13 protein-coding genes are annotated in these 13,668 nt (G+C 57.0%); 6 read left to right on the top strand and 7 right to left on the bottom strand.

The window, feature by feature from the left end; translation table 11 throughout:
- Window positions 1-95: 95 nt before the first annotated feature.
- From purM to rnd, 3 genes are all read left to right on the top strand, one after another.
- The gene (gene purM / locus ACR0JG_RS11590; protein ID WP_170596100.1) at window positions 96-1,142 is read left to right on the top strand and encodes a phosphoribosylformylglycinamidine cyclo-ligase; all 1,047 of its coding nucleotides are present in this window, start codon (window positions 96-98) and stop codon (window positions 1,140-1,142) included.
- Window positions 1,139-1,735, top strand: a complete 597-nt coding sequence (gene purN, locus ACR0JG_RS11585; RefSeq protein ID WP_170562539.1) for a phosphoribosylglycinamide formyltransferase — start codon at window positions 1,139-1,141, stop codon at window positions 1,733-1,735. The genes purM and purN overlap by 4 nt, the downstream gene beginning before the upstream one ends.
- A 110-nt stretch (window positions 1,736-1,845) precedes the next feature.
- Window positions 1,846-3,003 (top strand): ribonuclease D, encoded by a 1,158-nt coding sequence (rnd, locus tag ACR0JG_RS11580; RefSeq protein ID WP_480569866.1) that lies wholly within the window; start codon window positions 1,846-1,848, stop codon window positions 3,001-3,003.
- On the opposite strand, the gene ACR0JG_RS11575 is transcribed toward rnd, so the two are convergent.
- Entirely contained in the window at window positions 3,000-3,524 is a 525-nt protein-coding gene (locus ACR0JG_RS11575; RefSeq protein ID WP_170405998.1) for a hypothetical protein, read from the bottom strand. The genes rnd and ACR0JG_RS11575 overlap by 4 nt on opposite strands.
- A gap of 141 nt (window positions 3,525-3,665) precedes the next feature.
- Between ACR0JG_RS11575 and ACR0JG_RS11570 the strand changes: the two genes are divergently transcribed.
- The gene (locus tag ACR0JG_RS11570; RefSeq protein ID WP_480569864.1) at window positions 3,666-4,076 is read left to right on the top strand and encodes a SufE family protein; all 411 of its coding nucleotides are present in this window, start codon (window positions 3,666-3,668) and stop codon (window positions 4,074-4,076) included.
- Between the two features lie 3 nt (window positions 4,077-4,079).
- Here ACR0JG_RS11570 and ACR0JG_RS11565 read toward each other — a convergent pair whose 3' ends face one another.
- Together ACR0JG_RS11565 and ACR0JG_RS11560 are read right to left on the bottom strand one after the other, a co-directional pair.
- A complete protein-coding gene (locus tag ACR0JG_RS11565; protein ID WP_480569861.1) occupies window positions 4,080-4,745 on the bottom strand; it encodes a DUF1638 domain-containing protein in 666 nt (221 codons plus the stop codon).
- 101 nt (window positions 4,746-4,846) lie between these two features.
- The gene (locus ACR0JG_RS11560; protein ID WP_170392964.1) at window positions 4,847-5,545 is read right to left on the bottom strand and encodes a corrinoid protein; all 699 of its coding nucleotides are present in this window, start codon (window positions 5,543-5,545) and stop codon (window positions 4,847-4,849) included.
- Between the two features lie 315 nt (window positions 5,546-5,860).
- On the opposite strand from ACR0JG_RS11560, the gene ACR0JG_RS11555 reads away from it, so the two are divergent.
- A complete protein-coding gene (locus tag ACR0JG_RS11555; RefSeq protein ID WP_480569858.1) occupies window positions 5,861-6,928 on the top strand; it encodes a PA0069 family radical SAM protein in 1,068 nt (355 codons plus the stop codon).
- Between the two features lie 9 nt (window positions 6,929-6,937).
- Here the strand turns inward: ACR0JG_RS11555 and ACR0JG_RS11550 are convergent, their stop codons facing one another.
- The 3 genes from ACR0JG_RS11550 to gltX form a co-directional block, all read right to left on the bottom strand.
- Window positions 6,938-7,879, bottom strand: a complete 942-nt coding sequence (locus ACR0JG_RS11550; protein WP_480569854.1) for an autotransporter outer membrane beta-barrel domain-containing protein — start codon at window positions 7,877-7,879, stop codon at window positions 6,938-6,940.
- A 171-nt stretch (window positions 7,880-8,050) separates the two neighbouring features.
- The gene (gltA, locus tag ACR0JG_RS11545; protein WP_170392967.1) at window positions 8,051-9,346 is read right to left on the bottom strand and encodes a citrate synthase; all 1,296 of its coding nucleotides are present in this window, start codon (window positions 9,344-9,346) and stop codon (window positions 8,051-8,053) included.
- A gap of 114 nt (window positions 9,347-9,460) precedes the next feature.
- A complete protein-coding gene (gene gltX / locus ACR0JG_RS11540) occupies window positions 9,461-10,867 on the bottom strand; it encodes a glutamate--tRNA ligase (protein WP_480569851.1) in 1,407 nt (468 codons plus the stop codon).
- Between the two features lie 78 nt (window positions 10,868-10,945).
- Between gltX and ACR0JG_RS11535 the strand changes: the two genes are divergently transcribed.
- A complete protein-coding gene (locus ACR0JG_RS11535) occupies window positions 10,946-12,973 on the top strand; it encodes a ComEC/Rec2 family competence protein (RefSeq protein ID WP_480569848.1) in 2,028 nt (675 codons plus the stop codon).
- Here ACR0JG_RS11535 and lexA read toward each other — a convergent pair.
- Window positions 12,967-13,665: a transcriptional repressor LexA gene (gene lexA / locus ACR0JG_RS11530; protein ID WP_480569845.1), complete on the bottom strand. Its 699-nt coding sequence runs from the start codon at window positions 13,663-13,665 to the stop codon at window positions 12,967-12,969. The two genes, ACR0JG_RS11535 and lexA, sit on opposite strands and share 7 nt — an antisense overlap.
- Between the last annotated feature and the right edge of the window lie 3 nt (window positions 13,666-13,668).

Below are 13,668 nucleotides of genomic sequence, written 5' to 3'. Positions count from 1 at the left end.
TGCCTATCACGATGGCAGCCCGCGTCAAGCCTGACCGTTGCAACATGGCTCACAATCGAATAACCCGCGCGCAAAGCACTCATGAGGGATTGGCCATGACAGCGGGCAAGAACGGAATCACCTATGCCGACGCAGGTGTGGATATCGATGCAGGCAACGCTTTGGTCGATCGGATCAAGCCTGCCGCCAAGCGCACCAACCGCTCGGGCGTGATGAGTGGGCTAGGCGGGTTTGGCGCTCTGTTCGACCTGAAAGCGGCTGGCTATAAAGACCCGGTTCTGGTGGGCGCAACCGATGGTGTGGGCACCAAGCTGCGGATCGCAATTGATACCGGCGTTGTCGATGGCGTGGGAATCGATCTGGTGGCGATGTGCGTCAACGATCTGATCTGCCAAGGTGCTGAGCCGCTGTTTTTCCTGGATTATTTTGCCACCGGTAAGTTGGACACCGATACTGCCGCGCGGATTATCGAAGGAATTGCCGAGGGGTGTGTCCAATCTGGCTGCGCCCTGATTGGTGGTGAAACCGCCGAGATGCCGGGTATGTACCCTGACGGCGATTTCGATCTGGCCGGTTTCTCGGTTGGTGCCATGGAACGCGGGACCGCATTGCCCGAGGGCGTTGAACAGGGTGATGTCCTGCTGGGGCTGGCTTCGAACGGGGTGCATTCCAACGGCTATTCGCTAGTGCGCAAGCTGGTCGAGATCTCGGGGTTGGGCTGGGAGGCAGAGTCGCCTTTCGGTGGCGGAACATTGGGTGAGGCTCTGCTGACCCCCACGAGGCTTTATGTGAAACCAGCGCTGCAAGCGATCCGGGCCGGCGGCGTTCACGCGCTTGCCCATATAACCGGCGGCGGCCTCACCGAAAATCTGCCGCGCGTATTGCCCGAAGGGCTCGGGGCCGAGATTGATTTGAATGCTTGGGACTTGCCGCCTGTGTTCAAATGGATGGCCGAGACCGGTGGCATCGCCGAGTCCGAGATGTTGAAGACCTTCAACTGCGGCATCGGCATGATTGTTGTCTGCGCTGCAGATCAGGCAGATGATCTTACAACACTGCTTGCAGAGGCAGGCGAATCCGTTGCGCGCATCGGAACGGTCACCGCAGCGCCGGGTGTTGCCTATTCAGGCAAACTGCTGTGAGCCACAAGCGCGTCGCGATCCTGATCTCCGGGGGCGGATCGAACATGCTGTCGCTGGTCGACAGCATGAATGGCGATCATCCCGGTCGGCCATGTCTGGTATTGTCGAACGATGCAAATGCCGGAGGGCTGAAGAAAGCCGCACAGCGCGGAATTCCGACCGCAGCCGTCGACCACAAGCCCTTTGGCAAAGATCGCGCTGGGTTTGAGGCAGAACTGCTTAAACCGCTTATGGCAGCCCAGCCGGATGCTGTCTGTCTGGCCGGTTTCATGCGTGTATTGACGGGTGAATTTGTATCGCGTTTCCAGGGCCGGATGCTGAACATCCACCCATCGCTTTTGCCTAAGTACAAGGGTTTGAATACCCATGCCCGCGCAATTGAAGCGGGCGACGCCGAACATGGCTGCACCGTTCACGAAGTTACTGCCGCGTTGGATGACGGACCGATTCTGGGTCAGGCGCGCGTGGGTGTACGGGTAGGGGACACGCCTGAGGAGCTCGCCGCCCGCGTGTTGACCTGGGAGCACAAACTCTACCCTGCCGTGCTTCGCCGTTATTGTATGGGCAACAAAGACCCAGTTCTTCTGCCCTAACGCGGCGGAGTGATTTACACGCAAAGGTTATTCGTCTTATGGTCGCATATCGCTCGGGACGAGGACGGCACGGGCAGTCACAATAACCAAAAGCAAGAACAGCACCGCGCATGAAAACCCTGACGACGACGCAAGAGCTGGCCGCATTCTGCTCGGCTGCTACACAATATCCTTATGTCACTGTAGATACCGAATTTCTGCGCGAACGGACCTATTATTCGAAACTCTGTCTAGTGCAGCTTGCGGTGCCGTCGGAAGATGAAGACAGCGCCGTTCTGGTTGATCCACTGGCTGACGGCATATCGCTGGAGCCTTTGTACCAGCTGTTCAGCGACGAAAGCGTGGTCAAGGTTTTCCACGCCGCGCGGCAGGATCTTGAAATTTTTTGGGTCGACGCGGGAGTCTTTCCGACTCCGTTGTTTGATACTCAGGTCGCTGCGATGGTCTGTGGTTTTGGTGAACAGGTTGGCTATGAGACTCTGGTCCGGAAGATTTGCAAGGAAGGGGTCGATAAAACTTCTCGCTTCACCGACTGGTCACGGCGCCCTCTGACGGAAGCGCAGAAAACATACGCATTGGCAGATGTAACCCATCTTCGGAAAATCTATGAGCATTTGGCTGCAGAACTTAAGAAGTCACGTCGGGATCACTGGGTTGCAGAAGAGCTTCGCATACTGACCCGACCCGAGACATATGACATTCGCCCGGAAGAGGCGTGGCGGCGGGTCAAAACGCGGACCAACTCTGCCAAGTTTCTGGCCGTGGTTCGAGAGCTGGCGCAGTTCCGCGAGGCCTATGCGCAAGAGAACAATGTGCCACGAAGCCGTGTGTTCAAAGACGATGCGTTGATCGAGATGGCCTCGACCAAGCCCAAGACGCCCTCTGATCTGGGCGGGTCGCGCTTGTTGCTGCGCGAAGCGCGCAAAGGGGCGATCGCAGAAGGCATTCTGGAGGCGGTAAAACGGGGCATAGGTTGCCCGCAAGACCGATTGCCGAAAATTGACAACAGCCGCGACAAACTGAAGGTCAACCCGGCACTTGCAGATTTGCTGCGCGTTCTTTTGAAATCAAAGACCGAAAGCGCAGGCGTTGCCGCAAAATTGATCGCCTCCAGCGCGGAATTGGATCAGATCGCTGCAGGCGAACGAGAAGTTCCCGCCATGTCCGGTTGGCGGTTCGAGGTTTTTGGCGAGGACGCGCTGAAGCTTTGCGAAGGCAAGATTGCTTTGGCCGCCAAGGGACAGGCAGTGCAGGTTGTCTCGCTTTAACGGCGACGAGATTCCAACGCGTTCTGCTGGCCTTTGACCCGAACTAAACGAATACCTTCCAGTTCTTTTCGGCTTACATTGACGGCCTCTGAAACCATCCGCGACCGTTCGGTGCCCTGCGCAGTGGCGTAGTCCGGGTAATCCACGCGGAAGGTGAATTCCATAACGCCATTTTTGCTGAGTTCTTCAGATCTTACGCGCGCAAGCTGTGCGTTGAACGCACCCTGTCGAATGGCTGTGCCAGCCGCATAGATGATTGCACCCGTCGAGGTTGGGTCGATCCGCAATTCGTTGATCACGGCGATTGGAACGCTGTTATCCTCGGCGTCCGGACGCTCGAACAGGCCTTTTTTGTCGGCATTTTCGGGAACCAATGCATTGGCGTCATCGGCCGACACTTCGGACGGACTGGGTGTGCTGCTGCCAAACCAGTTCGATGGATTCGCGCTTGAGTTGCTCCAGTTGCTACAAGCGGACAGAGCCATTGTGGAGATCATCAGAACAGGCAGAGTTTTGTGCATGGACCCAGTACTTTGTGCAACTTTACCTGCATCGGGTTAACGCAAATTCGATCGTTTGAAAAGCCACGCTGGGGACTGGACAGTCGGTAGCGCTGAGCATAGTTCACAATTGTGAATGCGTAACGCAAGGACGGACCCGATATGTCAACGCCAGCCTTCGAAGAGATAGTCGAGGATTTCGAGTTCCTGGAGGACTGGGAGGACCGCTATCGCCATGTGATCGAGCAGGGCAAAGCGATGGAGCCTCTGGATGATGCATTCAAAGTCCCTGCGACCAAGGTGAATGGTTGCGCCAGTCAGGTCTGGCTGCATCCAACCATTGAGGGCGGTCAATTCCGATTTGACGGTGACAGCGATGCCCTGATTGTTCGGGGCCTGATTGCGGTTCTGCGTAGCCTGTATAACGGCTTGCCGGTGGCCGAGGTGCCCAGTGTTGATGCCGGTGGAGAACTCGCGCGACTGGGGTTGCAGGATCATTTGTCTGCCCAACGTTCGAACGGGTTACGCGCTATGATAGAACGTATTCGCGAAGTGGCATTGGCCAGCGCCTGACTTTTAGGTGGATTTGCGTGCTGCCCAGTCAGCAAGCGTGGTTTCCAAATCGCCATAGCCGGTTTGCCGACGTTCGAATTCCAGCCCCATCCGTTCGGCACACTCCTGCGCGCGGCGAGTGAGGTTGGGATCATCAGTTTGTGCTTGATAGACGAGCTTGGTGTAATTGCCGAAATACATCTCTCGCAATTCAGGATGCCGGTCTAGACCCAGCGGTTTCCAGACAAACGCATCAAACTGCCGCGCAAGGAAATCTGTCAGATAAAAAGCGGTGGTTTCATCGTCTCCATGCGCGGCAAAGGCCAAATTGCCCTCGAAGAAGGAATAGCAATGGGGCCCTTGGATCATCTCGACCCCCAGTCGCTCGCACGCTGCTTGTAGCAACCCACCGGTTCCGCAATCAGCATAGACAACGTAGATGCGATCGTAGGAGTCCCGATGCTTGGCAACCGCATCCTCGACCGCCTGTGTAATCTTTTCCGGGTGCACATGTAAAATGGCGGGCAGGCAAGTCAGCGCCATGTGATCCCAGCCGTTCCGTTCTTTCAAGTCAAAAATCTCGCGCGCCAGTGCGCCGCATGCGATCAGAAGAATTGACTCGGTGCTGTGCGGTGCGACATAGCCCTGACGGGTCAGGCTGTCATCATCTGGCATGTTTGAGTCGGTCATCTGATCTCTCTGACTGGTCTTTAGCTAAATATGTGCCCGAGGTTCGGACAAAAAAGGCCGCCCCAATAAGGGCGGCCTGTCTCGCGATATGGTATCGCGCGTCAGCCGGCCAGTTGGTTGTGCTTGCGCGACATAAAGTCCTTGGCCATTTCCACCGCCACGGCTGCGTCGCGGCAATAACCGTCAGCGCCGATCGCCTTGCCGAACTCTTCGTTCAGCGGAGCGCCGCCAACCAGAACGGTGTACTCATCACGCAGGCCTTGTTCGACCAACGTGTCGATCACGACCTTCATATAAGGCATCGTCGTCGTCAGCAGAGCGGACATGCCCAGAATGTCGGGCTGTTCGTTTTCCAGCGCTTCGAGGTAGTTCTCGACCGGGTTGTTAATGCCGATATCAACAACTTCGAACCCGGCGCCTTCCATCATCATCGCAACAAGGTTCTTGCCGATGTCATGGATGTCGCCCTTTACGGTGCCGATCACCATCTTGCCAACGCGCGGAGCACCAGTTTCAGCCAGCAGAGGCTTCAGGATCGCCATACCGCCTTTCATGGCGTTGGCCGCCAGCAGAACCTCAGGCACGAACAGGATGCCGTCGCGGAAGTCATGGCCGACAATTGTCATGCCGCCAACCAGCGCTTTGGTCAGGATGTCATAGGGTTGCCATCCGCGCTCGAGCAGGATGTTCACACCTTCTTCGATCTCTTCCTTCAGGCCGTCATAAAGGTCATCGAACATCTGTTCGACGAGTTCGTCGTCATTCAGTTCGGACAGGACGATGTCTTCTTCATCAGACATGGGTATTTCCCTGAGCTGTGCGGGCCTGCGGCCCGTGGTGGCATTTTCACCGTTTTGGCCATTTCGTCGCAGGTCTACTGTGACGATTGCGACCTAGGTCGTTCTGAGACCGACCTATAGGCCGAATATTCGCACTCAGCGACATCGAATTTTGCAAGATCATCCTGCATTGGTTTCATTAGCCACGGTAAATTCACCTGCAGTCTAATGCGTCGCCTGTTTCGAGCATCTGATGATTTTTGGGAAACGAAACATGAATCTTGCCAGTGAAACTGGTTTTATTTACATCTAGTGCTTGGAACAAAAGGCGAACAAATGACTACTGCCATCAAAAGCCCTGGGCGCGGAGCAACCTCAAACGAAGCAGGTCGATTCGAGAGGTTTACAACCGAGTTGACCGAAGATGGCTGGGATTTGCCAGACGAACTGCCCCCTTTGCGGACCGAAGTTCGGGAAGAAATGGCGCGCAATCTGATTACCTATAACAAGTCGCCGGACCTACCTTTTGACCGATCCATAAACCCATATCGGGGCTGCGAGCATGGATGCGTGTATTGCTTTGCTCGGCCAACGCATGCGTATCTCGGGCTGTCTCCGGGCTTGGATTTCGAAACCCGCCTTGTTGCGCGACCCAATGCGGCTGAGCTATTGCGTCGCGAACTCTCGGCACGTTCTTACAAGGTGGCCACGATTGCACTGGGCACCAACACCGATCCTTATCAACCGATCGAAAAAAACCGCAAGATAACAAGAAGCTGTCTAAAGGTTCTGAGAGATTTTCAACATCCGGTCGGTATTGTGACCAAGGGGACTCTGATCGAGCGTGATCTTGATATTCTGGGACCGATGGCCAGCAATGGTCTTGTCCGGGTTGGCATTTCGCTGACCACATTGGACCGGGATCTTTCCCGGCGGATGGAACCACGAGCACCTTCGCCGCAGCGCAGGCTCGGAATGATCCGCAACCTGACCGAGGCTGGCGTGCCTGTGCGCGTTATGACATCTCCGGTGATTCCCGGTTTAACCGATCATGAATTGGAAAACCTGTTGGAGGCCGGAAAGCAGGCTGGCGCTGATGCTGCAAGCTGGATCATGCTGCGGCTACCGCGTGAAGTATCCGGGCTTTGGCGCGAATGGCTGAGTGAACATCAGCCAGGCAGAGCAGAGAAGGTGATGGCACGGCTGCGCGAAATGCATGGGGGTAGGGAATATGACCCCCGGTGGGGCCACCGCATGCGGGGCGGAGGAACCTATGCCGAGATGATTGCGCAACGGTTCAAGGCCGCAGTCAAACGTCTGGGGCTGTCGACAGACATGCCGCCACTGAACTGTGCGGCGTTTGCACCTCCACCCCAGCCCGGTGATCAACTGGCTTTGTTTTGAAGCCTTGGTTCAGAAACTAATGCCAATACCGGCCGAGAATCCGTTGACGGTATCGCTGCCGTAGTAGCGGACCATAAACCGTGTCGTTGATACCCAAGGCACCCATGTGTCAGACAGATCGACCTCGATCCCACCACCTACGCGGGCCAGCCAGTCGGTGCCCAATACAAGTGACTGATCCCCGATCAGATAGGACAGGGACAGATCGCCCACCCAGCGGACCGGGCGACCGAACATGCGTTTTCCAGTTGGAAAGCGGTAGCGTGACCACAGAACTGCATTTGCGGCAGTTGATTCAACCAACAAGTCCTCGTTGTCTCCGATAGGCCAGTATTCGATATGGGTATAGCGCAGGCTTGCCTCGAGTTCCCGGTCGTTGGACAGAGCTTTCTCGTACGAGACCGTCATCGATCCGCCTGCGCCACCAGCCCAGATGCCGCCGCTTTCGAGAAAGTCTCGATCAAGCCCCAGGCGGTTGGCGATGGCTTGCGCACCGACAGATGCGTCGGATTGCGTACGTCCGACCGAGATATGGGCCATCGGGGTCATTTTCCAATACTCGCCGATGTCGAACTGATAGCCGACACCGCCGGTCAGGGCGAGGCTGGTCCATTTCAGCGGAATACGCGTGGTATCTCCGGTGCCGCTGAAGGTCAGAACGGGGTCATAGCGCGCGTAGCCTATATACCCCTCAAGATAGATCGGCACGCCCTCAGCAAGGCGAAACCCGCCGCCCAGCTGGGCGGATTTGAAATCGTAATCGCGATTGTCTGTATTTGACTGCAGTGAGATTGCGCTGGCAGAATCGTCCGGGATGCCTGCTAGCCCTAAGATTGCCAACGACCCGGCGGCGTTTTCCTGCTGCTGCTTCTCAAAAGCACGTTCCAGCACGCTTTGAGCGGATGCCGATTGCGCAAGTAGCAACATAATGAACAAGAGGATTAAACGCATGAGAACCAAACACTATTCGCCGAACGCGGCAACATTAGGCGGACTAACGCAGTGCGGAAAGATGCATCGAAACAGTCATTTACGTTTGGTTTCGAACGGTCTCATTTTGGTAACGCTACGGAAAAAAAGACCCCGGATAACCGGGGTCTTAACATCGATATTGTGTGTGGATCAGCGGTTTTCGATGTCCACGTAATCGCGGTTGGTCGCGCCCAGATAAAGCTGACGTGGGCGTCCGATCTTATTCTGTGGATCGGCAATCATTTCTTTCCACTGGCTAACCCAGCCAACGGTACGTGACAACGCGAAGATTGGCGTGAACATCGAGGTCGGGAAGCCCATCGCTTCCATCACGATGCCCGAATAGAAGTCGACGTTCGGGAACAGTTTCTTTTCGATGAAATACGGATCTTCCAGAGCCTGTTTTTCCAGCGCCTTCGCGACCTGTAGTTTGGGATTGTTTTCCACGCCCAGCAGGTCAAGTACTTCGTCTGCCGATTGCTTCATCACTTTCGCGCGTGGATCGAAGTTCTTGTAGACGCGGTGGCCAAAGCCCATCAGACGGAACGGGTCATCTTTGTCTTTGGCGCGCTCGATAAACTCGGGGATGCGGTCCACGCTGCCGATCTCTTCCAGCATTTCAAGGCAAGCCTGGTTCGCACCACCATGGGCCGGACCCCAGAGACAGGCGATACCGGCCGCGATACAGGCGAACGGGTTTGCACCCGAAGAAGATGCCAGACGCACCGTCGAAGTCGAGGCGTTCTGTTCGTGATCCGCCTGCAGCATGAAGATACGATCCATGGCGCGTGCCAGAATCGGGTTCACCTCGTAATCTTCGGCAGGAACGGCAAAACACATGCGCAGGAAGTTTGACGCATAGTCCAGGTCGTTGCGCGGATACACGAAGGGCTGACCAATATGGTATTTGTAGGCCCAGGCCGCGATGGTCGGCATTTTTGCGATCAAACGGTGCGAAGCTACTTCACGCTGACGCGGGTCCGCGATGTCGGTCGAATCGTGATAGAACGCGGACATGGCACCAACCACACCCACCATGATGGCCATCGGATGCGCATCCCGGCGGAATCCGCGATAGAAATACTGCATCTGCTCGTGCAGCATCGTGTGCCGGGTGATTGTGGTCTCGAAGTTCTCCAGATCCTTCGCCGAAGGCAGCTCGCCGTACAGCAGTAGATAGCTGAGTTCGAGGAAATGCGACTTCGAGGCGATCTGTTCGATCGGATAACCGCGATGCAGCAACTCGCCCTTGTCACCGTCGATGAATGTAATGGTGCTGTCACAGCTTGCAGTCGACGTGAAACCCGGATCATAAGTAAAGACGCCAGCCTGACCATAGAGCTTGCGGATATCGATCACATCGGGCCCAGCGGTCGGAGAAAACACCGGCAGATCATAGCTTTCGCCGTGGACAGTCAGTTTGGCTGATTTTTTGCTCTCGGTCATGTTTGTCCCTTCTTCATTCGTGCGCATGCCGGATCGCTGTCCGACAAAGCAGGCAACGACTGCGATCCGTCGCGCAGTCCGTTCTTAGCGGAGCAGCGTTACCCTTATGTGAAATCAGGCCGGGTTCGCTGCATCAGAAAGCCGCGCCAGGGTTTCATCGCGCCCAAGCACAAGCATCATGTCAAATACCGAAGGTGTAACTGCCCGGCCCGCTAGTGCCGCCCGCAGCGGACCAGCCAATTTGCCGAACTTAACCCCATTCGCCTCTGCGAACGAATTCAGGGTCTCCTCCAGTTCGTTCCGGGACCAGCTAGCATTTTGCAGCTGCGGCGTCAATTCTTTCAGTATACCGTCGGATACAGATGCCAGCGCCTTTGCGGCCTTTTCATCTGGCTGGATAGGTCGCGACGTAAGCACAAAATGAGCTTTTTCAATGAGTTCCGGGAACGTGCGTGCGCGGTCCTTGAGGCAATACATCGCACGGATCAAATCACTGGATTGTGTTTCGGAAAGCGGCGGCAAACCAGCTGACTTCAGATATCCCTGAATTTCATGCTGCAGCGCGGCATCTTCCCCGACGGCGATATGTTGTCCACAAAGGTTTTCCAGCTTCTTCACATCAAATCGCGCCGGGCTTTTGCCGATGCCATCCAGATCGAACCACTCTTTAGCTTGGGCATCGGTAATGAACTCATCATCCCCATGGCTCCAGCCCAGCCGAGCCAGATAGTTGCGCATTCCGGATGCCGGATATCCCATAGCCTGATATTCTTGCGCCCCCAACGCACCGTGACGTTTGCTGAGCTTTTTCCCATCGGGTCCATGGATCAAAGGGATATGCGCCCAGACTGGTACATCCCAACCCATCGCCTCGTAGATCATCATCTGACGGGCGGCGTTGTTGAGGTGATCGTCGCCCCGGATCACATGAGTCACGCCCATATCATGATCGTCAACCACAACGGCCAGCATATAGACCGGAGTCCCATCCGAACGCAGCAGGATCATGTCGTCCAATTGCTCATTTCGAATAGTCACATCGCCCTGCACTTGATCACGGATCACGGTGGTGCCGTCTTGCGGGGCCTTGATGCGGATCACGTAAGGGGCGTCCGGATGGGTGGCCGGGTCGGCCTCGCGCCATGGGCTGCGAAACAGGGTCGACTGCCCCTCGGCCCGCGCCTGTTCACGGAATGCAGCGATTTCTTCCTGCGCCGAAAAGCACTTGTATGCCTTGCCGTCGGACAGCAATTGATGCGCGACCTCTGCATGTCGAGGGGCACCCTCGAATTGGCTGACGACCTCACCGTCATGATCAAGCCCTAGCCAGTCCATGCCTTGCAGTATGGCCGCTGTTGCTTCCGGCGTGGAACGTTCCCGATCGGTATCCTCGATCCGCAACAGGAACTTGCCGCCGCGACCCCGCGCATAAAGCCAGTTGAACAGAGCAGTGCGGGCGCCACCGATATGCAGAAATCCGGTGGGAGAGGGGGCAAAACGGGTGACGACCTGATCGGACATGGTGTGGATTAACCTTTTGGTAACCTTAGCGGGCATAGTTTGGCGACTATCTACCCAGCCCGAAGGACGGGGGCAACCATGCGTGTTCTGACACGGGTCGAGACCGCGTTGCTGACCCAGCGGGGACACTTGTTTCCGTGGTCCCCGATCTGCCTGGCGGTCGGGATTGGTTGGTATTTCAGCCTCAGGTTCGAACCCGAGGTTGAGCTCTATGCCGGCGTTCTGGCGCTTGCCTTGCTGGCGCTTGCCTCCACCCGTTGGATGGGGGCCGCGTGGTCACCGCTGGCCACTGGCTTAGCCCTGATCGCGATGGGGTTCGCTCTGGCCGGGGCTCGGGCACATATGGTTGCGGAGCCGGTCCTGCAATGGCGTTACTATGGCCCGGTCGAGGGGAGGGTCGTAGCGCTGGACCGCTCTGCGTCGGATGCGCTGAGGGTGACATTGGATCAGGTGCGGATCGGGGACGTTCCTGCTGATCAAAGACCCCGGCGCATCCGGCTGTCTATTCACGGGGAGTCAGTTGCGCTGTCCCCGGGTCAGCGGATTATGACCACAGCACATCTTTCGCCGCCGCAAGGGCCAGTTGAACCCGGAGGTTTTGATTTTCGCCGCCACGCCTGGTTCCAGCAACTCGGCGCTGTTGGATACACTCGGGTTCCGGTCCTGACGTCGGCTGCGGCGCAAGATGGTTTGGACGGAGTGCGTATCACGGCCTGGCGCATGGTGATCTCGGATCGGGTGCGCACGATCCTGCCGGGCGAAGTCGGGGGCTTTGCCGCCGCCGTAACTACCGGTGATCGCAGCGGGATGGGGCAGGCCTCGTTAGAGGCGTTGCGCGCGTCCAACCTGGCTCATCTTCTGGCGATTTCGGGCCTGCACATGGGTTTGCTGACTGGTTTCGTTTTTGTGGCGTGCCGCATGTGGTTCTCAATGGTACCTGTCATCGCGCTTCGCATGCCCGTACGCAAGGTGGCCGCGCTCTGCGCGTTATTCGCGTCGACAATCTACCTGCTTCTGTCTGGTGGGAACGTCGCGACTGAGCGCGCCTTTGTGATGGTCTGCGTTATGCTGGGGGCCGTATTGTTGGCCCGGCGCGCGATTTCGTTGCGGGCGGTGGCCGTGGCTGCGCTGATTGTTCTTACCTTTCGTCCAGAAACTCTTTTGAGCCCCGGATTTCAGATGTCTTTTGCAGCCACAACCGCCTTGGTCGCAGGGTTTGGCGCGTTGCGGGACTATGGCCCAATGCCCGGCCCAAAATGGCTGCGGCCTGTGCTGGCCTTGTTGACATCCTCGGCGATCGCGGGGATCGCAACAGCTCCGATCGGGGCGGCGCATTTCAACGCTATTTCACACTACGGGTTGTTGGCAAATCTCGTCTCCGTGCCCGTCATGGGAACGCTGGTCGTTCCAAGTGCGGTGGTCGCCGCCCTTCTTGCACCTTTTGGGCTTGAAGCGATTGCATTGCACGTAATGGGTCTTGGGCTGAGATGGATCCTTACCGTTGCCAATTGGGTCGCGGGACTGGAGGGCGCGCGCGGGTACGTAGTAAGCCCAGACTATTTCGTATTGCCTGCTCTGGCTCTGTCTCTTCTGTGGCTAATGCTGTGGCAAGGGCACGCACGGTGGCTCGGCATCGCCCCGGCGGCATTGGCGATAGCGCTGTGGGGTCAGGGGAGCCGCCCAGACGTGCTGATCGCCGATACCGGCGGGCTGGTCGGAGTGATGACTGAACACGGGCGCGCGCTGAGCAAACCGAAAGGCAGCGGATTTGTCGCGTCGGTGTGGCTGGAAAATGACGGGGACGGGGCAGATCAACCAAAGGCCGCTTTGCGATGGCCAGAGGCATCAGCGGGAATTCAACGTTTTCTGCTGGGAGACAAAGAGCTTGTCCACTTGACTGGCAAGCGGGCTGCGAGCGCCTTTCAGGAATGCAGGAAAGATCAGATCATTGTCGCCCCGGTGTCGTTGACTTTGACCGGTGAATGCAGCGTTTACGATACGGAATTTCTGCGGAAGACAGGCAGTCTTGCGTTATCCAAGGGGCGTTTGTTCGCCAGTTCTGATATCTCAGGCCGCCGCCTCTGGTCCACCAAGCTGCCTCAGTAGCTTCGGATCAAGCCTACCAGGCGGCCCTGAACTTTCACCTTGTCCTCTGGCAGCACGCGGGTCTCATAGGCCGGATTTGCCGCTTCCAGCGCAATGGCCTGACCTCGGCGGAAAAACCGTTTCAGCGTGGCTTCCTGTTCTTCCACCAATGCCACCACGATGTCACCGTTGTCAGCGGCTGTTGTTTCGCGGATCACCACGACATCGCCATCGTTGATACCGGCGTCGATCATCGAGTCGCCACGAACCTCAAGCGCATAATGTTCACCACGGCCCGAAACCATCGAGCCCGGTACCGCAACGCGGTGCGAAACATGGCTGATCGCTTCGATCGGTACACCGGCAGCAATCCGGCCCATAACAGGCAATTCCATCGCATCAACTGTGACGGGTTCAAAGTTCGCGGGGCGTGGACCTTCAGGGCGATCGCCTTCAATCACCCGCGGTTTGAAACCTGCCGTGGGCTCTCCCCCAAGGCTTTCTGGCAGCTTGACAATTTCGATGGCACGGGCCCGATGGGCAAGGCGGCGGATAAAGCCACGTTCTTCCAGCGCGGTGATCAGTCGATGAATCCCGGATTTTGACCGTAGATCCAACGCGGCCTTCATCTCATCAAAACTGGGCGGAACACCGTCCGCTTGCACGCGTTTGTGGATGAATTCCAGCAAATCCAATTGCTTCTTGGTCAGCATTGC

The organism is Ruegeria sp. AD5, assembly GCF_056542345.1.
This window is presented reverse-complemented; position numbering and strand designations above follow the sequence as displayed.

Excerpts from the sequence above, each read along its gene's own strand:
- purM (WP_170596100.1), top strand. The coding sequence starts at position 96 with ATGACAGCGGGCAAGAACGGAATCACCTATGCCGACGCAGGTGTGGAT.
- rnd (WP_480569866.1), top strand. The coding sequence starts at position 1,846 with ATGAAAACCCTGACGACGACGCAAGAGCTGGCCGCATTCTGCTCGGCT.
- ACR0JG_RS11575 (WP_170405998.1), bottom strand. The coding sequence starts at position 3,524 with ATGCACAAAACTCTGCCTGTTCTGATGATCTCCACAATGGCTCTGTCC.
- ACR0JG_RS11570 (WP_480569864.1), top strand. The coding sequence starts at position 3,666 with ATGTCAACGCCAGCCTTCGAAGAGATAGTCGAGGATTTCGAGTTCCTG.
- ACR0JG_RS11565 (WP_480569861.1), bottom strand. The coding sequence starts at position 4,745 with ATGACCGACTCAAACATGCCAGATGATGACAGCCTGACCCGTCAGGGC.
- ACR0JG_RS11560 (WP_170392964.1), bottom strand. The coding sequence starts at position 5,545 with ATGTCTGATGAAGAAGACATCGTCCTGTCCGAACTGAATGACGACGAA.
- ACR0JG_RS11555 (WP_480569858.1), top strand. The coding sequence starts at position 5,861 with ATGACTACTGCCATCAAAAGCCCTGGGCGCGGAGCAACCTCAAACGAA.
- ACR0JG_RS11550 (WP_480569854.1), bottom strand. The coding sequence starts at position 7,879 with ATGCGTTTAATCCTCTTGTTCATTATGTTGCTACTTGCGCAATCGGCA.
- gltA (WP_170392967.1), bottom strand. The coding sequence starts at position 9,346 with ATGACCGAGAGCAAAAAATCAGCCAAACTGACTGTCCACGGCGAAAGC.
- gltX (WP_480569851.1), bottom strand. The coding sequence starts at position 10,867 with ATGTCCGATCAGGTCGTCACCCGTTTTGCCCCCTCTCCCACCGGATTT.
- ACR0JG_RS11535 (WP_480569848.1), top strand. The coding sequence starts at position 10,946 with ATGCGTGTTCTGACACGGGTCGAGACCGCGTTGCTGACCCAGCGGGGA.
- lexA (WP_480569845.1), bottom strand. The coding sequence starts at position 13,665 with ATGCTGACCAAGAAGCAATTGGATTTGCTGGAATTCATCCACAAACGC.